Raw genomic sequence first — 23,354 nt, 5'->3', positions numbered from 1 at the left:
TTTTTACATCAACAGCTTATTAAGCGAACGGATGACGCAGAACGATGGTCTCGTTGCGGTCCGGGCCCGTCGAAATAATGTCGATCGGCGCGCCAATCAGCTCTTCAACGCGCTTGATGTAAGCACGGGCATTGGCTGGCAGCTCTTCCAGGGTCTTGGCGCCCACGGTCGACTCGGTCCAGCCCGGCACTTCTTCGTACACAGGCTGCAGGCCCACGTAGCTGTCGGCGTCCGTTGGAGCGACGTCATTACCTGCGGCGTCTTTGTAACCGGTGCAGATGTTGATGGCTTCCAGACCGTCGAGTACGTCCAGCTTGGTCAGGCAGATGCCCGAGATGCTGTTCACATCGATAGCGCGACGCAGGATAACGGCGTCGAACCAGCCACAACGACGGGCACGGCCGGTGGTTGCGCCGAACTCGTGGCCTTGCTTGGCCAGGTGCGCGCCGACTTCGTCGAACAGCTCAGTCGGGAACGGGCCCGAACCTACACGGGTGGTGTAAGCCTTGGTGATGCCCAGGATGTAGTCCAGGAACATCGGGCCAACACCCGAACCGGTAGCAACGCCGCCAGCGGTGGTGTTGGAACTGGTCACGTACGGGTAGGTGCCGTGGTCGATGTCGAGCAACGAACCCTGGGCGCCTTCGAACATGATGTCTTTGCCGGCGCGACGCAGGTCGTGCAGCTCGGCCGTCACATCCAGCATCAGCGGCTTGAGCAGCTCAGCGTATTCCTTGCACTCGGCCAGCGTCTTTTCGAACTCGATGGCCGGTTCTTTGTAGTAACCCACCAGCATGAAGTTGTGGTAATCCACCAGTTCACGCAGCTTGTCTTCAAAGCGCGGCATGTTGAGCAGGTCGCCCACACGCAGGCCACGGCGCGCCACCTTGTCTTCGTAGGCCGGGCCGATGCCGCGACCGGTGGTGCCGATCTTCAGCTCGCCACGGGCCTTTTCACGGGCCTGGTCCAGCGCCACGTGGAAGGACAGGATCAGCGGGCAGGATGGGCTGATACGCAGGCGCTCACGCACCGGTACGCCTTTCTCTTCCAGCTTGGTGATCTCGCGCAACAGGGCGTCCGGTGCAACCACCACGCCGTTGCCGATCAGGCACTGCACGCCTTCGCGCAGTACGCCCGACGGGATCAGGTGCAAGACGGTTTTTTCGCCATCGATGACCAGGGTGTGACCCGCGTTGTGGCCACCTTGGTAGCGCACTACGGCGGCAGCATGTTCGGTCAGCAGATCAACGATCTTGCCTTTGCCCTCATCACCCCATTGGGTGCCCAGGACTACGACATTCTTACCCATAACACTTGTCCTCATTCACGCAAACTTGGTGCCGGCGATGGCCGGCAGGAAAACTCAAGAAGCCAGTGGCGATACTTGCCAAAGCCCGTTCTGCTGAATCAATTGCCGGTCGCAGTCCGCTTCACGGGCGGCGGCCAATGGCTGCCCAGGCAAGGCCTGGACGACACGCTGACCCTCACTGCGCAACTGGCAAACCTGCTGCCAGAGTGCCGCGTCCGTACTGTCGGGCATCCAGATGCCACCAGACGGCAGCTCGACCTCAGCACGCCCCAGGGTCACCAGGGTTTTCAAATCGGTGGAAAAGCCAGTGGCCGGACGGGCGCGACCGAAGTCGGCGCCGATATCGTCGTAGCGACCGCCCTGGGCGATGGCCTGGCCAACACCCGGAACGAACACCGCGAACACCACACCGGTGTGGTAGTGGTAGCCGCGCAACTCGCCCAGGTCAAAATACAGCGGCAATTGCGGGAAGCGCGCCGACAACTGCTCGGCAATCGCCAGCACATCGTCCAACGCCGCCAACACCGGCGCTGGCGCGTTAGCCAGGCGCTCACGCGCAGCCACCAGCACTTCACGGCCGCCGCACAGGTTGACCAACGCGCGCAACATCTGCGCGAGGTCAGCCGGCACGCCTTCGGTGAGGGCGATCACTTCGTCAATCGCCTTGCGTTGCAGGGCGTCGAACAGCTGTTGCTCGGCTTCACCGGACAAACCAGCGGCACGAGCGAGGCCACGGTAGATACCGACGTGGCCCAGGTCCATGTGCACATCCGGCACGTCAGCCAGTTGCAGCATGGCCAGCATCAGGCTGATCACTTCGACGTCGCTGCTCGGGCTCGCATCGCCATACAGCTCGGCGCCCAACTGGATCGGGCTGCGGGACGATGACAAGGCTCGCGGCTGGGCGTGCAGCACGCTGCCGGCGTAGCACAGGCGGCTCGGGCCTTCGCGGCGCAGGGTGTGCGCATCGATACGCGCCACTTGCGGCGTGATGTCGGCACGGAACCCCATCTGCCGGCCCGATTGTGGGTCGATAACCTTGAAGGTGCGCAGATCAAGGTCCTGGCCCGCGCCGGTCAGCAGGGATTCCAGGTACTCGATATGGGGAGTCACGACAAACTCGTAACCCCAGCTCTGGAACAGATCCAACACCTGGCGACGCGCTACTTCAATGCGCGCAGCTTCTGGTGGCAGTACTTCTTCGATGCCATCTGGCAGCAGCCAGCGGTCTACCGTTGCCATTACGCCATTCCCCTATGATCCGGGCGGCCAGCCTTCGGCCGAGCCTTGAGTGAAGCAGAAAATACCCGCCGCCTGCATAAACCACGCGCAAGAGCGACGTGACGAACGACCTGTAACCGGCCTCGTCGGGCACTTTCCTCGAAAAACCTGTCACGCCTGCCGAATCGAACATGCAGACGCAAAAAAGCCGGGAATTTCCCGGCTGCCGCATCATACACCCGTTTTCTGAAAGGATCACCCCGCCAGGCATTTTAGCCGCCCGACGGAGTGGTTCCTACCGAATCACAGGCCTGTTACTTGGACTTTTCCAGGTAGCGGAAGAAGTCGCTGCTTGGGTCCAGCACCAGCACGTCGGTCTTGTTCGCGAAGCTTTCACGGTAGGCACGCAGGCTACGGTAGAACGCGTAGAACTCCTGGTCCTGGCCGTAAGCCTTGGCGTAGATCGCCGCGGCTTGAGCATCACCATCACCACGGGCCTCTTCAGACTCGCGATAGGCTTCTGCCAGCAGTACACGGCGCTGACGATCGGCATCCGCACGGATACCTTCGGCCAGCTCGTTACCCTTGGCGCGGTGCTCACGGGCCTCACGCTCACGCTCAGTGCTCATGCGTTCGAACACGCTGCGGTTCACTTCCTTCGGCAGGTCAATGGCCTTGACCCGCACATCGACCACTTCGATACCCAGCTCTTTCTCCGCCATAGTGTTCAGCGAACGGGTGATGTCAGCCATCAGCGCATCACGTTCACCGGATACCACCTCATGCAGGGTGCGCTTACCAAACTGGTCGCGCAGGCCCGATTCCAGACGGCGCGACAAACGCTCGTCGGCAATCTGCTTGAGGCCGGAAGTCGCGGTGTAGAAGCGCTCGGCGTCCTTGACGCGCCACTTGGCGTAGGCGTCAACCATCACGGCTTTCTTTTCCAGGGTCAGGAAGCGCTGTGTCGGTGCATCCAGGGTCATCAGGCGGGCGTCGAACTTGCGCACCTGGTTGACGTAGGGGACTTTCACATGCAGGCCCGGCTGGACATCCGCCTGGACCACGCGACCGAATTGCAGCAGCACCGCACGCTCGGTCTGAGCCACGATGTAGAAGCAGTTCCAGGCAGCGATGACCACGACGACGCCCACAATCAGGGCGGTCAGCGATTTATTGCTCATCAACGGCTCTCCCTGGTACGTGTTTGCTGTTGCAGCAAGTCAGCGGCCGCACGGGCGCTCGCTTCGTTGGCAGCAGCATTCGAACCGGTGGACGGCGCGCTGGCGCCGCTACGACCACCTTCGATCATCTTGTCCAGCGGCAGGTACAGCAGGTTGTTCTGCCCACCCTTGCTGCCGGTCACGAGAACCTTGCTGGTATTGCTGAAGACTTCCTGCATGGTGTCCAGGTACAGACGCTCACGGGTCACTTCAGGTGCCTTGCGGTACTCGGCAACCAGTTTGGTAAAGCGGTCTGCCTCACCCTTGGCACGGGAGACCACTTCGTCGCGGTAACCGTTGGCATCTTCAAGGATGCGCTGGGCTTGACCACGGGCTTCCGGCACCACGCCATTGGCGTAGGTTTCAGCCTGGTTGCGCGAACGCTGCTCGTCTTCACGGGCACGGATCACGTCGTCAAAGGCTTCCTGCACTTCACGCGGTGCGGCAGCGCTCTGTACGTTGACCTGGGTGACCGTGATACCGGTGCGATAGGTATCGAGGAACCGTTGCAGGCGCTCCTTGATTTCGCTGGCCATCAATTCACGCCCTTCGGTCAGCACCTGGTCCATAGCGGTGGAACCCACCACATGGCGCAAGGCACTTTCGGTTGCGTGTTGCAGGCTGATTTCCGGCTGGTCGACGTTCAGCACGAAGTCCTGCAGGTTGGTGATCTTGTACTGCACGGTCAGCGGCACTTCGACGATATTCTCGTCTTCGGTCAGCATCTGGCCCTGCTTGGTGTAGGCACGCTCACGCGTGACGTTCTCCATGTACTTCTTGTCGATCGGCGGGAAATAGATGTTCAGGCCTGGCCCGACGGTCTCGTAGTACTTGCCGAAGCGCAGCACCACAGCTTGCTCCTGCTCGTCCACTACATAGACCGCGCTGTACAGCCAGACGGCCGCAAGCACGACAAGGCCCAAGCCCAGCAGGCCATAGCCACCGCCCTTGCTTGTGCGACCACCCTCGTCACTACCGCGTTTTTTTCCACCACCGAACAACCCATTCAGGCTTTCCTGCAGCTTTCGGAAGGCCTCGTCGAGATCCGGTGGCCCCTTGCGGTCGCCATTATTGCGGCGCTTACCACCCCAAGGATCCTGATTATTCGAGTTGCCACCCGGCTCATTCCAAGCCATAGCGCTCTCCATCTGATAAAGCAAAGACGCACCCACGGCGCGCCGACCAATGCTACAGAATGCCTGCCACCGCGGCACAACCGCTTTCTCAGGCTTTTATTGCAAAGTGTGTTGCTCGATGAACTCTGCCGGTACAACACCCTCGCGACTGACCAGTCGATTGAGCTCCGAGCGTGGCAATCGAACGTCCAGCAAGCTGACACCTTCTTCGTCGTGTTCTTCTTTCTGTACCGCGCCCAGCTCGAAAAACTGTGCACGCAGTCGAGCAAAACGCTGCGGCAAGCGCAAGGTGCCCACGAACAAATCGCTGCCGAGCAACTCGGCAATGGCTTGTTCCAGCAGCTCCAGGCCACTCCCATCACGCGCCGACAGCCAGACCCGCTGGGGCTTGCCGTTCTCGTCGCGCTGAATTTGTGGCTCGACGCCTTCAAGCAAATCGAGTTTGTTATAGACCTCGAGGATCGGCAAGTCCTGTGCACCAATCTCGCCCAGCACTACCATCACCTGCTCGATCTGCAGCATGCGATCCGGTTCAGCCGCATCGATTACGTGCAACAGCAGGTCGGAATTGCTCGACTCTTCGAGCGTAGACCGAAATGCCTCGACCAGCTTGTGCGGCAAGTGGCGGATGAAACCCACGGTATCGGCCAGGACGATCGGCCCCAGGTCGCCGATATCCAGGCGGCGCAGGGTCGGGTCGAGCGTGGCGAACAGTTGGTCTGCCGCGTACACGTCCGATTTCGTCACGTTGTTGAAGAGTGTGGATTTGCCGGCGTTGGTGTACCCCACCAGGGACACGGTAGGGATATCCGCACGCGAACGGCCTCGACGCGATTGCTCGCGCTGGCTGCGCACTTTTTCCAGGCGGCCCTTGATCTGGCGCAGGCGAACCCGCAACAGACGCCGGTCGGTTTCCAGCTGGGTTTCACCCGGACCACGCATGCCGATGCCGCCGCCCTGGCGCTCAAGGTGAGTCCAGCCGCGCACCAGACGGGTGCTCATGTGGTCAAGCTGGGCCAGTTCGACCTGCAGTTTGCCTTCATGGGTACGCGCGCGTTGGGCGAAGATATCGAGAATCAGACCGGTGCGGTCGATCACGCGACACTCGAAGACACGTTCGAGGTTACGTTCCTGACTGGGCGTGAGGGTGTGATTGAAGATCACCAGATCGGCTTCTTCAGCGTGGACCAGGTCGCGCAATTCCTCGACCTTGCCGCTGCCGATCAGGTATTTGGCGGTTGGCCGATGACGCGGCACGTTAAAAAACGCAACGGTCTCGGCGCCGGCCGAATTTGCCAACTCCTGAAACTCCTGCGGATCTTCGCGCGCCTCAGGGTCCTGTCCATCCAAGTGAACGAGGATTACTCGCTCACCACCACCGTGGCGCTCAAAGAACAAAGGAGACTCCTATCAGGCGTTACCTGGCTCAGCGTCAGCTGCTTCATCACCTGCTGCGCTAGGCAGACGGATCGGACGAACAGGGACGACTGTCGAGATAGCGTGTTTGTAAACCATCTGGCTGACGGTGTTTTTCAGCAGGATCACGAACTGGTCGAACGACTCGATCGTACCTTGCAACTTGATACCGTTGACCAGATAGATGGAAACCCCCACTTTCTCTTTACGTAAAGTATTCAAGTAAGGGTCTTGTAGCGAATGCCCTTTTGACATGTGCCGCACTCCTTTAAGGATCAATAATAAAAATCGGAAAATAAATAGCTCATGGCCGTCACACCCCCAAGGATAGACGGCAATTGCAAGGACTCAGCTCAATATGGAGACCGTTCCCAAGTATTTCAAGGCGCGTGACAGATTGTCGCTGTCCAGGCTGTCCAGCCAGTGCAAATCGCTCCAGCTGCGCAGCCAGGTGAACTGGCGCTTCGCCAATTGGCGCGTGGCGATGATGCCGCGCTCCTGCATTTCGGCTGACGTCAGCTTGCCATCCAGATGATCCCAGACTTGGCGGTAGCCTACAGCGCGTATCGAAGGCAATCCTGGATGCAGATCACCTCGGGAACGCAGTGCTACGACCTCCTCCATAAACCCCTGTTCCAACATAATTGTGAATCTTTGTGCAATTCGTTCATGCAGCACCTGGCGATTTGCCGGAGCGATGGCCAGATTCGCCACAGTATAGGGCAATTGTGACTGACCAGATGCGTCTGCATCAGCACTTTGCGCAGTTTGTTTCAGCCTGTGTTCAGTCATGGTCTGGCCGCTGACGCGCCAGACTTCCAGCGCACGGGTAAGTCGCTGGGGGTCGTTGGGGTGGATGCGCGCCGCAGACACCGGGTCTACCGCCGCCAGCTGGTCGTGCAGGGCCTGCCAGCCGAGGCGCGCGGCTTGATCTTCAAGCTCGGCGCGCACCTGGGCGTCAGCGGGGGGCATGTCCGCCAGGCCCTCCTGCAAAGCCTTGTAGTAGAGCATCGTGCCGCCGACCAACAGCGGGATGTTGCCCCGCGCGGTGATTTCAGCCATGGCGGCCAGGGCGTCGGTACGGAAATCTGCGGCCGAATAGCTTTCGGACGGGTCGATAATGTCGATCAACCGATGCGGATGCCGGGCCAACAGCTCTTTCGAAGGCTTCGCCGTGCCGATGTCCATGTCCCGGTAAACCAGGGCAGAGTCGACGCTGATCAGCTCGCACGGCAAGACCTTGGTCAGTTCGATGGCCAGGTCGGTCTTGCCCGCGGCCGTCGGGCCCATCAGGAAGATCGCGGGGGGCAAAGCACTCATCAGCGACCGCGCAGGAACAGTTTGTCCAGATCATCCAGGCCCATCTGGGTCCAGGTCGGTCGGCCATGGTTGCATTGGCCACTGCGCTCGGTGTTTTCCATGTCGCGCAGCAGGCCGTTCATTTCCGGCAGGGCCAGTCGGCGGTTAGCACGGATGGCGCCGTGGCAGGCCATGGTGCCGAGCAGTTCGTTGATATGCGCCTGGATACGGTCGCTGGTGCCGTATTCCATCAGGTCCGCCAGTACGTCGGACACCAGGCGATTGGCCTCGGCCTGCTTGAGCAGCGCGGGAATCTGACGGATCGCCAGGGTCTCCGGGCCCAGGCGTTGCAGTTCGAAGCCCAGCTTCTGGAACACGCCGTGGTGTTCCTCGGCACAATCGGCTTCCCGCTGGCTGACTGCCAGGGATTCCGGCACCAGCAGTGGCTGGCCACTGAGCCCTTCACTGGCCATGGCGATCTTCAGGCGCTCGTACATGATCCGCTCGTGGGCGGCGTGCATGTCTACCAGCACCAGGCCGTGGGCATTTTCCGCAAGGATGTAGATGCCCTTGAGTTGCGCCAGCGCGTAGCCCAGCGGCGGAATATCACCGCCGCCCTCGGGCAAGGCAACAATGCCCGGCTCGGCACCCGGCAACGGCGCGAAGAATTCACGGTAAGCCGCCTGGGCCTCAGCCACCGGCACGGTCGACTGCGGCCGTGGGGTGTATTGATATTGATAACCCGCGCCGGCGCCCGAGTTGGGCGCGGTGTAACTCGGCTGCGGCTGCGATGATTGCAACAGGTTACCGGCGAGGCTCATTTCGCCCTGGGGGCCGAACTCGCCGGCCTCAGGGCCGCTCGGGCGGACCACCGCCGTTACGATTGGCGCGGACAACTGGTCATCCGGGCGCACATCGCCCAAGGCACGGTGCAAGGTGCCGTACAAGAAGTCATGCACCATGCGCCCGTCACGGAAGCGCACTTCGTGCTTGGTCGGGTGCACATTGACGTCGACCACCGAGGGGTCGACCTCGAAAAACAGCACAAACGTCGGATGCCGACCGTTGAACAGTACGTCGCGGTACGCCTGGCGCACCGCATGGGCCACCAGTTTGTCGCGCACCGCCCGGCCGTTGACGAAGAAATACTGCAAATCGGCCTGGCTGCGGGAGAAGGTCGGCAAGCCGACCCAGCCCCATAGGCGCAAGCCATTGCGTTCGATTTCAATCGGCAGCGCCTGCTCCAGGAACCCGGCACCGCACACGGCCGCCACTCGCCGAGCGCGCGCGGCGTCATCATTGGCTTCGTGCAGGCTGAGAATGGTCTTGCCGTTGTGGCGCAGATGGAACGCCACATCGAAGCGCGCCAGAGCCAGGCGCTTGATCACTTCCTGCAGGTGGTCGAATTCGGTTTTCTCGGCCTTGAGGAATTTGCGCCGCGCCGGGGTGTTGAAGAACAGGTCGCGCACTTCCACCGAGGTGCCCACCGGATGGGCCGCCGGCTGGACCCGAGGCGCCATGTCGCGGCCTTCGGTTTCCACTTGCCAGGCCTGTTCGGCGCCGCGCGTGCGGGACGTCAGGGTCAGGCGGGCCACGGAGCTGATGGAGGCCAGGGCCTCACCGCGAAAGCCCAGGCTCATGACCCTTTCAAGGTCTTCCAGGTCGCGAATCTTGCTGGTGGCGTGACGGGCCAGGGCCAGCGGCAGGTCATCTGAAGAGATCCCGCTGCCATCGTCACGTACCCGCAGCAGCTTGACGCCGCCTTGTTCCACGTCTACGTCAATGCGCTTGGCGCCGGAATCGATACTGTTTTCCAGCAGTTCCTTGATCACTGACGCCGGGCGCTCGACCACCTCACCTGCGGCGATCTGGTTAGCCAGGCGCGGGCTGAGCAGTTCGATGCGCGAGCCACTATTCAACACAGATTCACTCATTACTGCGCCGCCAATTCGGTGCCAGGAATGGTCAACACCTGGCCAATTTTCAACTCGTCGGTTTTCAGGTTGTTGGCGCTGCGCAAGGCGGCGGGCGTGACCTGGAAACGTACGGCCAGCATGGCCACGGTGTCGCCAGGCTGCACGCGGTGGTCACGCGGGCCCTGGGCAATTTTACCGGAGTCACGCAACCAGGCGATGTAAGTGCCCGGTGGCGGGTTCTGTTGGAAGAACTGGCGCACGCCGGCGCTGATCGAGCGCGCCAACGCTTGCTGGTGGCTGGCACTGGCCAGCTTCGAGGCCTCGTTGGCGTTGGAAATGAAGCCGGTTTCGACCAGGATCGACGGGATGTCCGGCGACTTCAACACCATGAACCCGGCCTGCTCCACGCGCTGTTTGTGCAGCGACGTGACCCGGCCGATGTTACTCAGGACTTTCTGGCCGACGTTCAGGCTGGAGGTCAGCGAGGCGGTCATCGACAAGTCGAGCAGTACGCCGGCGAGCATTTTGTCTTTGTCATCGAGGGAGACGTTGCCGGCCCCGCCGATCAAATCGGAACGGTTTTCGCTGTCGGCCAGCCACCGGGCGGTCTCGGACGTGGCGCCACGATCGGACAAGGCAAACACCGACGCACCGAACGCAGCGGAGGAAGGGGCAGCGTCGGCGTGGATCGATACGAACAGGTCCGCGCCCTTCTTGCGGGCGATTTCGGTACGCCCACGCAACGGGATGAAATAGTCGCCGGTACGGGTCAGTTCGGCGCGATAGCCTTTCATGCCGTTGACCTGGCGTTGCAGTTCGCGGGCGATGGCCAGCACCACGTCTTTTTCATGCTGGCCGCGCGAGCCGGACGCGCCCGGGTCTTCGCCACCGTGGCCGGCATCGATCACCACGATAATGTCGCGCTTGCCTGCCGGAGCGGGCGGCGGCGGTGGCAGCTTGACCTGCGGCTGCGATGGATTGACCGGCACCGCCGGCACCGTCGCCACGCTGGGCGTCGGCGCAGGCGGCGGTGCGGCATCGGCGGGGTTGTCGAACAGGTCGACCACCAGGCGGTTGCCATATTGGGCGTTGGGCGCCAGGGAGAAGCTTTTGGGGGTGACCGCCTTTTTCAGGTCGATGACCACGCGCAAATCGGTCGGCGTACGCTGGGCCGAACGCATCATCGTAATCGGGGTGTTGGCGGTGGAGACTTTCAGCGGCGCGGCCAGGGTCGCACCGTTGATGTCGATCACCAGGCGGTCAGGCGCCGTGAGGGTAAAGACGCTGTGCTGGACCGGGCCCGACAGGTCAAACACCAGTCGCGTGTTATCCGGCGCTCGCCACAGGCGGACACTCTTGACCTGTGAAGCAGCCACAGCATTGACAGTCATTGCCGCAAGCAACACCCCCACGACAGCAACCAACGCGCGAAAGCGCATACCTAACCCCACCAATTATTTGAATTCCAATGCCAGAGCATCACGCCACGCTTCACCGCGCGGGCTCTGGGGCAACAACTTCAGCTGACGTCCGTGCTCGTGCGGCGTAATGGTAATGGTCATGTCAGGCTTTGGCAAAAAGCCTGTGCCTTTATCTGGCCACTCGATCAGGCACAGCGCGTCTTCGTCGAAGTAATCACGAATGCCCATGAACTCCAGCTCTTCAGGGTCGACCAGGCGATAGAGGTCGAAGTGGAACGCACGCACGTCACCGATCTCGTAGGGTTCGACTAGGGTGAACGTCGGGCTTTTTACCGCACCGGTATGGCCCAACCCGCGAATGATGCCCCGAGACAGCGTAGTCTTGCCCGCCCCCAGGTCACCTTCGAGAAAGACGAGCCCCGCCCCGCCCGTCACCCGTGCAATAGCGTGACCGAACGCGACCATCGCGTCTTCATCGGCCAGGAAAAGATTTACTTCAGGCACGGCGACTGCTCCTCCAGCAATTGACGAATGGCAGGTATCAGGTCGCTCGCTGCCAGCCCGCGACCGAAGGTGCCCTGGCGATCCCCTGCCGTGGCGTGCAACCACACGGCCAGGCAAGCTGCCTCATACGCCGGCATGCCTTGGGCGAGCAATGCGCCCACGAGGCCGGCCAATACGTCACCGAGCCCCGCCGTCGCCATGGCGGGATGGCCTTGGTCACAACGTGAAACGCGCCCGTCCGGGCTTGCAATCAAACTGCCAGCACCCTTGAGGATAGCCACTGAGTCGAATTTACGGCTCAACGCGCGCGCCACCTTAAGGCGGTCGGCCTGAACCTCGGCTGTCGAAATGCCCAACAGCCGCGCGGCTTCGCCTGGATGCGGAGTGATCACGCAGTTGGCAGGCAGGCTGACGCTGCCGGTCGCCAGCTGATTCAAGGCATCGGCATCCCAGACTTGCGGCAGGTGCGTGTTGGCGGCGACGGACAGCAGGCTTTTACCCCAGGACGCATCCCCGAGACCGGGGCCGATCACAATGACCGAGATTTTTTCCAGCAAGCCTATCAGTTGATTGGCCGAACTCACGCCCACGGTCATCACTTCCGGCAAGCGCGCCAGCGCGGCGGGAACATGCTCCACGCGGGTCGCCAGGGACACCATGCCGGCGCCACTGCGCAACGCGCTCTCGGCACTGAGCAGCGCGGCGCCGCCAAAGCCTCGGTCGCCGCCAATCACCAATAGATGGCCAAACTGCCCTTTATGAGCGTCCGGGGAGCGCGCAGCCAGTTGCGGCAAGTGGCCGGGCAACAGCGGCTGCACGTCGGTTATTTCGTGTTTTGTCTGAGGCATGCGTCTTCAAGCTCCGATGTCTGGCAGAATTATACGCATCTAACCTGTGGTTTCCCGTGTCTCATGCCCGCTATTACCTCCGATCTGCCCGCCCTCGCCCAATCGATCAAAGACTGGGGCCGCGAGCTGGGTTTCCAACAAGTCGGCATCAGCGGTCTCGACCTGGCTGAGCATGAACAGCACCTGCAACGCTGGCTCGACGCGGGCTACCACGGCGAGATGGACTACATGGGCGCCCATGGCAGCAAACGCTCCCACCCCGAAGAGCTGGTGCCCGGTACCTTGCGCGTGGTGTCACTGCGCATGGATTACCTGCCCGGCGACACGCAAATGGCACAGCTACTGGCCGAGCCGGAAAAAGCCTATGTCTCGCGTTACGCCCTGGGCCGCGACTATCACAAGCTGATCCGCAAGCGCGTGCAGCAACTGGCTGACCGTATTCAGGCGCAAATCGGGCCGTTCGGCTTTCGGGCCTTTGTCGACAGCGCACCCGTACTGGAAAAAGCCATCGCCGAACAGGCCGGCCTCGGCTGGATCGGCAAGAACACCCTGGTACTCAACCGCAAGGCCGGCAGCTATTTCTTCCTGAGCGAACTGTTTGTCGATTTGCCGTTACCGGTCGACCCACCCCATGCCACCGAACACTGTGGCCGCTGTACGGCTTGCCTGGACATCTGCCCCACCAACGCGTTCGTCGGCCCTTACGTGCTGGATGCCCGGCGCTGCATTTCCTACCTGACCATCGAGCTCAAGAGCGCCATTCCCGAGGACCTGCGCCCACTGATCGGCAACCGGGTATTCGGTTGCGATGACTGTCAGATCGTTTGCCCGTGGAATCGTTTCGCCCGACCCACTGGCGAAAGCGATTTCAAGCCACGGCACAATCTGGATAACGCGACCCTGGCCGAACTGTTTATGTGGGACGAGGATAAATTCCTCAGCAGCACCGAAGGCTCACCCTTGCGCCGTGCCGGATACGAGCGCTGGCTGCGCAACCTGGCGGTGGGCCTGGGCAATGCCCCCTCGAGCATTCCGGTGCTGGAAGCTTTGAAGGCGCGGCGCGACTACCCGTCGGAACTGGTGCGTGAGCATGTGGAATGGGCGCTGAACCAGCACGCCGCCCGCTAGTGGACGTCATCGTTATAGACGAACTTGGGCATTTCCCAATGAAACCGTATCGCCAGCAGGCGCAGTAGAAAGCCGCTGAACAAGGTCAACAGGATCGCCTGTTCGCTGGGCAATTCCAGATACAGGCACAGCAAGTAAAACCAGGCGGCAAGGAACGACACGCTGGCGTACAGCTCACGGCGGAAGATCAGTGGGATGTCATTACAGAAAATATCCCGCAGGATGCCGCCGAATACGCCGGTGATCACGCCACTGACCGAGGCGACCAGCATGCCATGCCCCATCTCCAGGGCGGTCATGCAGCCGATCAAGGTGAACGCCACCAACCCCACGGCATCCAGCGCCAGGAACAGCGAGCGCAGATGGCGCATCAGCGGTGCGATAAAGATAGTCACCAGCGCGGCGACGGAGGTCAGTACCAGGTATTCAGGGTGCTTGACCCAGGTCAGCGGGTAATGCCCCAGCAACATATCGCGCACAGAACCGCCACCCAGCGCCGTCACGCACGCGATCAGCACCACGCCAAACCAGTCCATGCCGCGCCGGCCGGCGGACAAGGCACCCGTCATGGCTTCGGCGGTGATGGCGATGAGGTAGAGCATCAGCAGCATGATGGCGATCCTTGCAGAGAGGCCGGCAGTCTAATCATTTGCTGATGGCACCAAAAGGGGGCGCTTGGCGATAAACCGAGTCGCCTGCCATCGGGGGCAAGCCCCCTCCCACATTGGGACGCAGAGCGTCCTGGGCTGCATTCCCACGCGGAGCGTGGGAACGATCCAAGGCGGAAGGTCTTCAAGCCTTGATGAAATGCTTGCGGTAATGCTGCAACTCGGCGATCGACTCGCGAATATCATCCAGCGCCAAGTGCGTGCTGCCTTTGTGGAAGCTGTCTTTGACCTCCGGCGCCCAGCGTGCAGCCAGCTCTTTCAAGGTGGACACGTCCAGGTTGCGATAATGGAAGTAGCTCTCCAGCGCCTTCATATGCGTATAAAGGAAGCGACGGTCCTGGCAGATACTGTTACCGCAGATCGGCGATTTGCCCTTGGGCACCCATTTTTCCAGGAACGCGATGGTTTCGGCTTCGGCTTCGGCCATGCTGATGCGGCTGTCGCGTACTCGCTGGGTCAGGCCGGAGTTGCCGTGGGTGCGGGTATTCCATTCGTCCATGGTGGCGAGCACCGCGTCGCTGTGATGGATGGCGATCACCGGACCTTCGGCCAAGGTGTTGAGGTTGCTGTCGGTGACGATCGTCGCCATCTCGATGATGACGTCGGTGTCGGGGTTCAGACCGGTCATTTCGAGATCGATCCAAATCAGGTTCTGTGGGTTTTGCATGGCTTGATTCTCTTGGCACCTTGGCGTAGCCGGGCAGTTTAGCAGGCGGCGCCGTGCTAGACTCGCGACCGTTTCACCCAACTTTTGCATTATCGACACGGAACACCAATGGCCAAACGCCAGCTCAATCGTCGCCAAAACTGGCGCATCGAAAAGATTCAAGGTGAACGCGCAGCGCGCGCCGCCAAACGAGAGTCCTCCGCCGTGGAAGCGCTTGAGGGCGGCGACCTGGGTCCCGAACAAACGGGCCTGGTGATCGCGCACTTCGGCGTGCAGGTCGAAGTCGAGGCGCTGGAAGGCGAGCTCGCCGGCTCGGTATCCCGCTGCCATTTGCGCGCCAACCTGCCTGCGCTGGTGACCGGCGACAAGGTGGTCTGGCGCGCCGGCAACCAGGGCATCGGCGTGATCGTCGCCCAGTTGCCCCGCAGCACCGAACTGCGCCGCCCCGACAGCCGCGGCCAGCTCAAGCCGGTGGCGGCCAACGTCGACATGATCGTGATTGTGTTCGCGCCGCTGCCCGAGCCCCATGCCAACCTGATCGACCGCTATCTGGTCGCTGCCGAGCATGCCGGTATCCGCCCGCTGCTGCTGCTGAACAAATTCGACTTGATCGACGAGCAGAACGCGCCGGCGCTTAACGCGTTATTGGCGGTCTACCGCACCCTGGGTTATCCCGTGCTGGAAGTCTCGGCACACCATGGCAACGGCATGGAACAGCTGCAACAGCAGTTGGACGGGCGTATCAGCGTGTTTGTCGGCCAGTCCGGCGTGGGCAAATCGTCGCTGGTCAACAGCCTGCTGCCGGAAGTCGACACCCGTGTCGGCCCGCTGTCGGAGCTGTCCGGCCAAGGCACGCACACCACCACCACCGCACGTCTGTTCCACTTCCCCGGAGGCGGCGAGCTGATCGACTCCCCAGGCATTCGTGAGTTCGGCCTCGGCCATGTCAGCCGCAGCGACGTGGAAGCGGGCTTCATCGAGTTCAACGACCTGATCGGCACCTGCCGCTTCCGCGACTGCAAACACGACCGCGAACCGGGTTGTGCATTGCTCAAGGCCCTGGAAGATGGCCGCGTGCAGCAGCAACGGATGAACAGCTATCGGTCGATTATTGCGAGTTTGCCTGAGAGCAGTTACTGACGGTCAATTTCTTGATACACATAAATCAGGACGATAATCCTCATAATCCATTGATTTAATAGGTGCAGGCATCAAGAATTCAGGCCAACTCGGTGGCTTACAACACAAGCTGGCTTGTATTCGGATTTTCTGATGCCCATAATTGCTCCGTCACCAGCGAAAGCTGGCAGGAGTCTGGATCCTTTTCGGAGTTGATCCAGCGGCGCAGAAGGGGCGAAGCAAGCTCCGCTGCGTGTCGAATGAAGCCGCCTTCGGGCGGCTTTGCTTTTTGTGGGGAATTAACATTTGGCTCTCTACTATCACCCCAAACAGGGCGATGTACTGCTGTGCGACTTCACGCGGGGCTTTGTGGCTCCGGAGATGCTGAAGATCCGTAAGGTCGTAGTGATATCCCCAACCTCTACACACACTCGCAAACTGTGCACCGTGGTGCCGATTTCCTCTACTGCACCAGATATCCGGCACGACTGGCACCATCTGCTACGCACCAACCCACTTCAATCCGACGGTTACAAAGAGCTATGGGTAAAGTGCGACATGATTTACACCGTCAGCTTCGAACGCCTCGACAAACTGCACAGAAAGACCCGCTCCAAGGGGCGAGAGTACTTCGTACCGCGCCTGTGCGAGGATGATATGCGAGGCGTAATCGGTGGCGTCAAAGCGTACCTGCCACTCTGACCGCAAATGAAAACGCCCCGGCTGATCGGGGCGTTTTCATTTCTGGCTTATAGAGACCGCTTACGACCCCGGCGCAGGCGCCGTCGGGTCCTTCACGCCGCCATCATCAAACAGGTTCAGCTTCTGGCGCAGTTCATGGGCCGGCAGCGGCTCCTGCCCTGGCGGGAGCGCGTTCGGGTCCGCCGGTACTTCACCGGGGGCGCCATCACCCTGAGCCGGCTGTGGCGGCGGCGGTTGATCGCCTTCGATCGCACGCTGGGCCTTTTTGGTCAGCACGACGATGTCGATCCGACGGTTGATCGGGTTGAACGGTTCCTTGGGGTCAAACAGCTGCGATGACGCAAAGCCCACCACCCGCGCCACTTGCGGGTCCGGGTAGCTGCCAGCCACCAGCGCACGGCGGGCGGCGTTGGCGCGGTTGGCCGAGAGCTCCCAGTTGCCGAAGTCGCCCTGCCCCGCATAGGGCTTGGCATCGGTGTGACCGCTGATACTGATCTTGTTCGGCACCGCCTTGATGGTGTCGGCCATGGCCAGCAGGATATCTTCGAAGTACGGCTTCAAGCGTGCGCTGCCGGAATCGAACATCGGCCGGTTGGCCGCGTCGGTGATCTGGATGCGCAAGCCTTCCGGGGTGATCTCGAAGGAAATCTGATCCTTGAACTTCAGCAGTTGCGGGTTTTCCTCAACCTTGGTCTGCAGCTCCTGCAACAGCAGCTCGAGGCGTTCTTTCTCGACCTGTTCGGCCATGGTTTCGACCTTATCGCGCTCGATCGGGATTTTTTCCTGGGGCGATTCGGTCTGCACTTCCGGGTTGATGGTGCGCTCCGGCGCCAACTGCGGCGAGCCACCCAGGTCGATCACGAAGGGCGTACCACTTTCCGAAAAACCAATCGGGTCCTTGAAGTAACCCGCGATGGCGATCTTCTGTTCAGGGGTAGCGGTGGACATCAGCCACAGCACCAGGAAGAACGCCATCATTGCCGTCGCGAAGTCGGCAAAGGCGATTTTCCAGGCGCCGCCATGGTGCCCCGCGGCGAAGCGCTTGACGCGCTTGATGATGATCGGCTGGTTGTTTTCCATGGCTTAGCGACCGCGAACCGCTTGTTCCAGCTCGGCGAAACTTGGGCGATGTTTCGGGTACAGCACTTTGCGTCCGAACTCTACCGCCAGCGATGGCGGCATGCCGGATGCCGAAGCCACGAGGCACGCTTTGATCGCTTCGTAGAGGTTGATCTCTTCCTTGGCATCGTGGGCCAGCGACGTGGCGAGCGGGCCGAAGAAACCGTAGGCCGCGAGAATACCGAAGAAGGTCCCGACCAACGCCGCGCCGACGTGCATGCCGATGGCCGCCTGGTCGCCCTCGCCCAGGGAAGCCATGGTCACCACGATACCCAGCACCGCCGCAACAATACCGAAACCGGGCATGCCGTCGGCAATGCCGGTCACCGCGTGGGAAGGATGCTCCAGCTCTTCCTTGAGGCTGAACAGCTCCATGTCGAAAAGGCCTTCAAGCTCATGGGGAGCCATGTTGCCGGAGGACATGATGCGCAGGTAATCGCAGATATACGCGGTCATGCGCTCGTCCTTGAGCACGGCGGGGTACTTGGCGAAGATCGGGCTGGCGGCGGCGTCTTCGATATCCCCTTCAATGGCCATCATGCCTTCGCGGCGGCTCTTGTTGAGGATCTCGTAGACCAGCCCCAGCACTTCCAGATAGAACGTGTGCGAGAAGCGCGAGCTGAACATGCCCAGCGACTTCTTGATCACATGCATGGTCATGTAGCCGGGGTTGGCCTGCAGGAAAGCGCCAAATGCGGCGCCGCCAATGATCAACACTTCGAAAGGCTGAATCAGCGCGGCAATTTTACCGTGGGACAGGACGTACCCACCGAGCACACTTGCGATGACGACAATGATGCCGATAATTTTAGCCATAGGGGATCTGTACTTGCGCCGTCGGGTTCATGGACATAGTGGGTGCAGCTGAAAAACTCTTGTTCTACTTATCGGCAAAACTGCGCCAGACTATAGCCCGTTAAGGCGAAAAGCCAATTCAGCCCGTTCCGGGCGTGTTGAACACAAGTGACGATCGCGCCCCAATCATGGCTAATGAAACGACAGTCCCAACTGCAAAACCCGCCACACTCGCCGCCTGGATCAAGCGCCTGGACGACGTGCTGCTGCCCGTTCCCCAGGCCAGCCACGAGCGCGTGTGCAAAGCCATCCGCGACAGCCGCAGCTCGTTAAGAGACATTGCCGAACTGATGCAAGACAGCCCGGCCCTGGTGCTCAGCGTGATGCGCGAGGCCAACAGCCACACTCACGGCAGCCTGGCGGAACCGGCGGAAAACCTCGAAGTGGCGCTCAACCGCCTCGGTCTCAAGCGCGCCGAGGAACTGCTGGCACGCCTGCCTTCGGTGCCGGCCCTTGAAATTCCCGTAGCGCTGCGCCAGCTGCTGTTGATCAGCCAGCATGCCTCGCAGCAGGCCAACGGCTTGTTCGGCAACCGCCTGGCGCGTCTGTGGCAAGACATTCATTGGGGCAGCCTGTTGTTTCTGTCACCGTTGTGGCCGATGGCCGTCGCCTACCCCAAGCTCCTGGAGGAATGGGAACTGCGGGTGATCCACAAAGGCGAGTCGGCGCGCCAGGTCGAGCAGCAATTATTCGGCGTGCGCCTGCTGGACCTGTGCCTTGCTTTGACGGCAGCCTGGCACTTGCCGATCTGGGTGTCCCAGGGCTATCACCTGCTGCTGGGCGAGCGTCGTCTGCTGGTCAAGGCACTGCGCATCGCGCGCGAAGACGACCCTCTGCGCCACCAACAACTACTCGACGCCGACCCCAATCTGCGCCGCTGGCTGAACCAGCCGGCCAACACCGTACTGCTGGCCAACGGCCTGGCGATGTCGGCGCAGGAGTCCTGGACCTGCCCGCACACCGAGCGCTGGCAATACCTCACTGCGCTGTACCTGCAGGAGCCACTGGGCGATGTGCAGCAGCAGGTGCACCAGCAAGCGGTGACCAGCGCGCGCAGCACCTTGATGCCTGACCTCTGGCACCCGGCCCTGTCGTTGATCTGGCCGTGGCATGTGCAAAAAGTCCATCGTGGCCTGTTGCCCGCGCCGCCGCCCACGGCCGAAGCACTGGCACTGTGGCGCAGCCGCTGCACCGAGCTGTTGGTCGAGCCGAGCCGCTTTGCCAACGCGATGCACCTGACCACTTGCGCCAAGGAAGCCCTGGTCGCCAGCGGCATGCAGCGCGTGTTGCTGTTCATGGCGGATCGCGCCTTGAGCACCTTGCGTGCGCATCAGGCCGATGGCTTGCCCAGGGACGCTGCCAACCTGAGCCTGGATGTGGTCAACAGTACATTGCTGCAACGCCTGCTGGAAAAGTCCGCCCAGGTGCGTCTCGGCCCTGACAACCATGCGCAATTCTCCGCTCTGCTGCCACCGATCCTGCGCCGCCTGTTTACCGGCGAGCACCTGCTGTTGCGCTCGCTGAGCTGCAATGGCCGCGTGGTGATGCTGATGGTGGCGGACCAGGGTGGCGGGCCGTTCTCGGAAACCACCGTGCAGGCCTTCGGTAAAACCGCGCAATGCATTGAAAAAGCCCTGCACAGCTTTACCAACCGCAGCGCCTGATGCTTGCGCTACAATCGCCCTCCTTTATCGCCAACATTTGTGCCCAGGAGACCTCACATGCCTGACTTCTCTGGCTTGCCGCTGGTGATCGAATCCAGCGACCTGCAAGGTCGCCTGGATGCCGACCACCTGATTCTGGTGGACCTCACCAGTGCCGCCCGCTACGCCGAAGGGCATATCCCCGGCGCGCATTTCGTTGACCCCAAGCGCACCCAATTGGGCCAACCACCCGCGCCAGGCCTGCTGCCGCACAAGGTCGACCTGGAAAAACTGTTCGGCGAGCTGGGCCACACCCCCGACGCCACCTATGTGGTCTATGACGACGAAGGCGGCGGCTGGGCCGGGCGCTTTATCTGGATGCTCGACGTCATCGGCCACCAGAAGTATCACTACCTCGACGGCGGCCTTCTGGCGTGGCTGGAGGAAAAACACCCGGTTTCCACCGAGGTGCCCGCGCCCGCCGGTGGCCCGGTCAGCCTTACGCTGCACGACGGCCCCACCGCCACCCGCGAATACCTGCAAAGCCGGCTGGGCGCAGCCGACCTGGGTATCTGGGACGCACGCGGCCCGCTGGAGTATTCCGGCGAAAAAGTGCTCGCGGCCAAAGCCGGGCACATTCCCGGCGCGGTGAACTTCGAATGGACCGCTGGCATGGACGAGGCGCGTAGCCTGCGCATCCGCCGCGACATGCCGCAAATCCTCGAAGACCTCGGGCTGACCCGCGATAAAGAAATCATCACCCACTGCCAGACCCACCACCGCTCTGGCTTCACCTACCTGGTGGCCAAGGCGCTCGGTTATCCGCGAGTCAAAGGTTATGCCGGTTCCTGGGGCGAATGGGGCAACCACCCCGACACCCCCGTCGAGATTTGAAGCTTAAGGACACTTAATGAAAAAGCAGTTGTTTATCCTCAGTCAGTACTTGCTGCCGCACCACCTGCTGTCGCGCTTGGCCGGCTGCATTGCCGAGTGCCGTGTGCGCTGGTTCAAGAACGCCTTCACCCGTTGGTTCGCCAAGCGTTACCAGGTGGATATGTCCCAGGCGCTGGTTGAAGACGTGACCGCCTACGAGCATTTCAACGCCTTCTTTACCCGCGCATTGAAAGACGGTGCGCGCCCGCTGGACCCAACCCCCGGCGCCGTACTGAGCCCGGCCGATGGTGCTGTCAGCCAGCTCGGCCCGATCGAACATGGCCGTGTGTTCCAGGCCAAGGGCCACAGTTTCAGCGTGCTGGAATTGCTCGGTGGCGACGCCGCGCTGGCAGCGCCGTTCATGGGCGGTGACTTCGCCACTATCTACCTGTCGCCCAAGGACTATCACCGCGTGCATATGCCGCTGGCCGGTACCTTGCGTGAGATGGTGTACGTACCGGGGCGGATTTTCTCGGTGAACCAGACCACCGCCGAGAACGTGCCGGAACTGTTTGCGCGTAACGAGCGGGTTGTCTGCCTGTTCGACACCGAACGCGGCCCGATGGCCGTAGTGTTGGTGGGCGCAATGATCGTAGCCTCGATCGAGACGGTGTGGGCCGGGCTGGTAACACCACCGAAGCGCGAGCTGAAAACCTTCCGCTATGACGAAGCTGCTCGCGCACCGATTCACCTGGAGAAAGGTGCGGAGTTGGGTCGCTTCAAGCTGGGTTCTACCGCGATCGTGCTGTTCGGGCCGGGCCAAGTGCAGTGGGCGCAGGAACTGGCGGCGGGCACGCCGGTGCAGATGGGCCAGGGTATCGGCTCACCTAAAGCCTGATGATCGTTCCCACGCTCTGCGTGGGAATGCAGCGCAGGGCACTCTGCGCCCCCAAAGCCTGACGCAGAGCGTCACAGAAGGCATTCCCACGCGGAGCGTGGGAATGATCTGTCGAGTTAGAGCTGACCGTCGCGATCGCGCAAGCCCAGCAGATACAGCACCCCATCCAACCCCAAGGTCGAAATTGCCTGCTTGGCCGATTGCTTGACCAATGGCTTGGCGCGAAACGCCACACCCAATCCCGCAATCGCCAGCATCGGCAAGTCGTTCGCGCCGTCGCCGACCGCAATGGTCTGCTCCAAACGCAAACCTTCCTTGTGCGCCAGCTCCTTGAGCAGGTCCGCCTTGCGTTGTGCATCGACAATCGGCTCCACCGCCACGCCGGTCACTTTGCCATCCACCACTTCCAGCTCGTTGGCGAACACGTAGTCAATGCCCAGCTTGGCTTGCAGCTGCTTGGCAAAGTAGGTGAAGCCACCAGACAGGATGGCCGTCTTGTAGCCCAGGCGCTTGAGTTCGGCGAACAGGGTTTCGGCGCCTTCGGTCAGACGCAGGGACGCGCCGATTGAATCGAGCACGCTCACATCCAGGCCTTTGAGCAGCGCCAGGCGCTCCTTGAAGCTGGCGCGAAAATCCAGCTCGCCGGCCATCGCGCGCTCGGTAATGGCCGAGACTTGCTCGCCCACACCGGCGGCCTTGGCCAGTTCGTCGATGACTTCGGCTTCGATCAGCGTGGAGTCCATGTCGAACACCGCCAGGCGACGGTTGCGCCGGAACAGCGAATCTTCCTGGAAGGCGATGTCGACATTCAGCTCCTGAGCCACGCTCAGGAATTCAGCGCGCAGCGCCTGCGCATCGGCCGGCTCACCCCGCACGGAGAACTCGATGCAGCCCTTGCCTTTGTCTGCGGGCGTGTCCAAAGGCATACGCCCCGACAGACGGTCGATATGGTCGATGTTCAAGCCGTAGTGCGCGGTGATCGAACTGACGCGCTGCAACTGTTCGGCCGTGACCTTGCGGGTGAGCAACGTCACGATATGGCGTTTTTTGCCCTGGCCTTCGACCCAATGCTGGTAATCGGCTTCGGACACTGGCGTGAAACGCACCTGCTGATCCAGCTTGTAGGCCGTAAACAGGATGTCCTTGAGTACCGACGAGGCCTGCTCGTTGCTGGGGATTTCCACCAGGATGCCGAACGACAGGGTGTCGTGGATCACCGCCTGGCCGATGTCGAGAATGTTCACACCACCCTGGGCCAGAACGCCGGTAATGGCAGCGGTGAGACCCGGTCGGTCAAGACCTGTGATGTTGATCAGGACGATTTCGCGCAAAGCGCACCCCCAGGCTGGAAAAAAACCGCATTCTACCCACTTTCAGTGACCATCGGGCACA

The 23,354-nt window shown here is 61.5% G+C and carries 22 protein-coding genes; 6 read left to right on the top strand and 16 right to left on the bottom strand.

All coding sequences use genetic code 11. The annotated features are described in order from the left end of the window. Positions 1-19 precede the first annotated feature (19 nt). The 11 genes from C4J90_RS02715 to C4J90_RS02665 form a co-directional block, all read right to left on the bottom strand. Positions 20-1,309, bottom strand: coding sequence for an adenylosuccinate synthase (locus C4J90_RS02715; RefSeq protein ID WP_124365627.1), 1,290 nt, complete (start codon positions 1,307-1,309; stop codon positions 20-22). A gap of 54 nt (positions 1,310-1,363) precedes the next feature. Then, positions 1,364-2,551, bottom strand: a complete 1,188-nt coding sequence (locus C4J90_RS02710; RefSeq protein WP_124361025.1) for an ATP phosphoribosyltransferase regulatory subunit — start codon at positions 2,549-2,551, stop codon at positions 1,364-1,366. Between the two features lie 293 nt (positions 2,552-2,844). Then, positions 2,845-3,711 carry a protease modulator HflC gene (hflC, locus tag C4J90_RS02705; protein ID WP_003188064.1) on the bottom strand — a complete coding sequence of 289 codons (867 nt, stop codon included), beginning with the start codon at positions 3,709-3,711 and terminating at the stop codon, positions 2,845-2,847. Then, entirely contained in the window at positions 3,711-4,886 is a 1,176-nt protein-coding gene (hflK, locus tag C4J90_RS02700; RefSeq protein WP_124365625.1) for an FtsH protease activity modulator HflK, read from the bottom strand. The genes hflC and hflK overlap by 1 nt, the downstream gene beginning before the upstream one ends. A gap of 96 nt (positions 4,887-4,982) precedes the next feature. Continuing rightward, positions 4,983-6,284: a ribosome rescue GTPase HflX gene (gene hflX / locus C4J90_RS02695; RefSeq protein WP_124361023.1), complete on the bottom strand. Its 1,302-nt coding sequence runs from the start codon at positions 6,282-6,284 to the stop codon at positions 4,983-4,985. Between the two features lie 12 nt (positions 6,285-6,296). Continuing rightward, positions 6,297-6,557, bottom strand: a complete 261-nt coding sequence (gene hfq, locus C4J90_RS02690; RefSeq protein ID WP_016976904.1) for an RNA chaperone Hfq — start codon at positions 6,555-6,557, stop codon at positions 6,297-6,299. Positions 6,558-6,650: 93 nt separating this feature from the next. Continuing rightward, complete coding sequence (gene miaA, locus C4J90_RS02685) at positions 6,651-7,622, bottom strand: tRNA (adenosine(37)-N6)-dimethylallyltransferase MiaA (RefSeq protein ID WP_124419155.1); 972 nt, start codon at positions 7,620-7,622, stop codon at positions 6,651-6,653. After that, on the bottom strand, positions 7,622-9,535 hold the full coding sequence (gene mutL, locus C4J90_RS02680) for a DNA mismatch repair endonuclease MutL (protein WP_124361021.1): 1,914 nt from the start codon (positions 9,533-9,535) through the stop codon (positions 7,622-7,624). The genes miaA and mutL overlap by 1 nt, the downstream gene beginning before the upstream one ends. Then, positions 9,535-10,956: an N-acetylmuramoyl-L-alanine amidase gene (locus C4J90_RS02675; protein WP_124361020.1), complete on the bottom strand. Its 1,422-nt coding sequence runs from the start codon at positions 10,954-10,956 to the stop codon at positions 9,535-9,537. Before C4J90_RS02675 ends, mutL begins: the two co-directional genes overlap by 1 nt. 15 nt (positions 10,957-10,971) lie before the next feature. Continuing rightward, positions 10,972-11,442 carry a tRNA (adenosine(37)-N6)-threonylcarbamoyltransferase complex ATPase subunit type 1 TsaE gene (tsaE, locus tag C4J90_RS02670; protein WP_124361019.1) on the bottom strand — a complete coding sequence of 157 codons (471 nt, stop codon included), beginning with the start codon at positions 11,440-11,442 and terminating at the stop codon, positions 10,972-10,974. Continuing rightward, the gene (locus C4J90_RS02665; protein WP_124413685.1) at positions 11,430-12,290 is read right to left on the bottom strand and encodes an NAD(P)H-hydrate dehydratase; all 861 of its coding nucleotides are present in this window, start codon (positions 12,288-12,290) and stop codon (positions 11,430-11,432) included. Before C4J90_RS02665 ends, tsaE begins: the two co-directional genes overlap by 13 nt. 63 nt (positions 12,291-12,353) lie before the next feature. Between C4J90_RS02665 and queG the strand changes: the two genes are divergently transcribed. Continuing rightward, positions 12,354-13,418 carry a tRNA epoxyqueuosine(34) reductase QueG gene (gene queG / locus C4J90_RS02660; protein WP_124419154.1) on the top strand — a complete coding sequence of 355 codons (1,065 nt, stop codon included), beginning with the start codon at positions 12,354-12,356 and terminating at the stop codon, positions 13,416-13,418. Here queG and C4J90_RS02655 read toward each other — a convergent pair. Then, a complete protein-coding gene (locus tag C4J90_RS02655; protein ID WP_177412764.1) occupies positions 13,415-14,032 on the bottom strand; it encodes a trimeric intracellular cation channel family protein in 618 nt (205 codons plus the stop codon). The genes queG and C4J90_RS02655 overlap by 4 nt on opposite strands. A 178-nt stretch (positions 14,033-14,210) precedes the next feature. Next, complete coding sequence (orn, locus tag C4J90_RS02650; RefSeq protein ID WP_010213620.1) at positions 14,211-14,753, bottom strand: oligoribonuclease; 543 nt, start codon at positions 14,751-14,753, stop codon at positions 14,211-14,213. 108 nt (positions 14,754-14,861) lie between these two features. Between orn and rsgA the strand changes: the two genes are divergently transcribed. Together rsgA and C4J90_RS02640 are read left to right on the top strand one after the other, a co-directional pair. Then, a complete protein-coding gene (gene rsgA / locus C4J90_RS02645) occupies positions 14,862-15,893 on the top strand; it encodes a small ribosomal subunit biogenesis GTPase RsgA (RefSeq protein ID WP_005784215.1) in 1,032 nt (343 codons plus the stop codon). 285 nt (positions 15,894-16,178) lie between these two features. After that, positions 16,179-16,574, top strand: coding sequence for a type II toxin-antitoxin system PemK/MazF family toxin (locus C4J90_RS02640; protein WP_124361015.1), 396 nt, complete (start codon positions 16,179-16,181; stop codon positions 16,572-16,574). 60 nt (positions 16,575-16,634) lie between these two features. Here C4J90_RS02640 and motB read toward each other — a convergent pair whose 3' ends face one another. Both motB and motA read right to left on the bottom strand, forming a co-directional pair. Beyond that, complete coding sequence (gene motB / locus C4J90_RS02635) at positions 16,635-17,654, bottom strand: flagellar motor protein MotB (RefSeq protein ID WP_124413684.1); 1,020 nt, start codon at positions 17,652-17,654, stop codon at positions 16,635-16,637. Positions 17,655-17,657: 3 nt separating this feature from the next. Beyond that, a complete protein-coding gene (gene motA / locus C4J90_RS02630) occupies positions 17,658-18,509 on the bottom strand; it encodes a flagellar motor stator protein MotA (RefSeq protein ID WP_124361013.1) in 852 nt (283 codons plus the stop codon). A 167-nt stretch (positions 18,510-18,676) separates the two neighbouring features. Here motA and C4J90_RS02625 point away from each other — a divergent pair, with 167 nt between their 5' ends. From C4J90_RS02625 to asd, 3 genes are read left to right on the top strand one after another with little or no spacing between them, the layout of a single operon-like run. After that, a complete protein-coding gene (locus tag C4J90_RS02625; protein ID WP_124419153.1) occupies positions 18,677-20,212 on the top strand; it encodes an HDOD domain-containing protein in 1,536 nt (511 codons plus the stop codon). Between the two features lie 57 nt (positions 20,213-20,269). Continuing rightward, positions 20,270-21,085, top strand: a complete 816-nt coding sequence (locus tag C4J90_RS02620; RefSeq protein ID WP_124413683.1) for a rhodanese-like domain-containing protein — start codon at positions 20,270-20,272, stop codon at positions 21,083-21,085. 16 nt (positions 21,086-21,101) lie between these two features. Then, the gene (gene asd / locus C4J90_RS02615; RefSeq protein WP_124413682.1) at positions 21,102-21,962 is read left to right on the top strand and encodes an archaetidylserine decarboxylase; all 861 of its coding nucleotides are present in this window, start codon (positions 21,102-21,104) and stop codon (positions 21,960-21,962) included. A gap of 116 nt (positions 21,963-22,078) precedes the next feature. On the opposite strand, the gene serB is transcribed toward asd, so the two are convergent. After that, positions 22,079-23,293, bottom strand: coding sequence for a phosphoserine phosphatase SerB (gene serB / locus C4J90_RS02610; RefSeq protein WP_124361009.1), 1,215 nt, complete (start codon positions 23,291-23,293; stop codon positions 22,079-22,081). Positions 23,294-23,354: the final 61 nt, after the last annotated feature.

The organism is Pseudomonas sp. R2-60-08W (assembly GCF_003852335.1).
GTDB lineage: Bacteria > Pseudomonadota > Gammaproteobacteria > Pseudomonadales > Pseudomonadaceae > Aquipseudomonas.
This window is presented reverse-complemented; position numbering and strand designations above follow the sequence as displayed.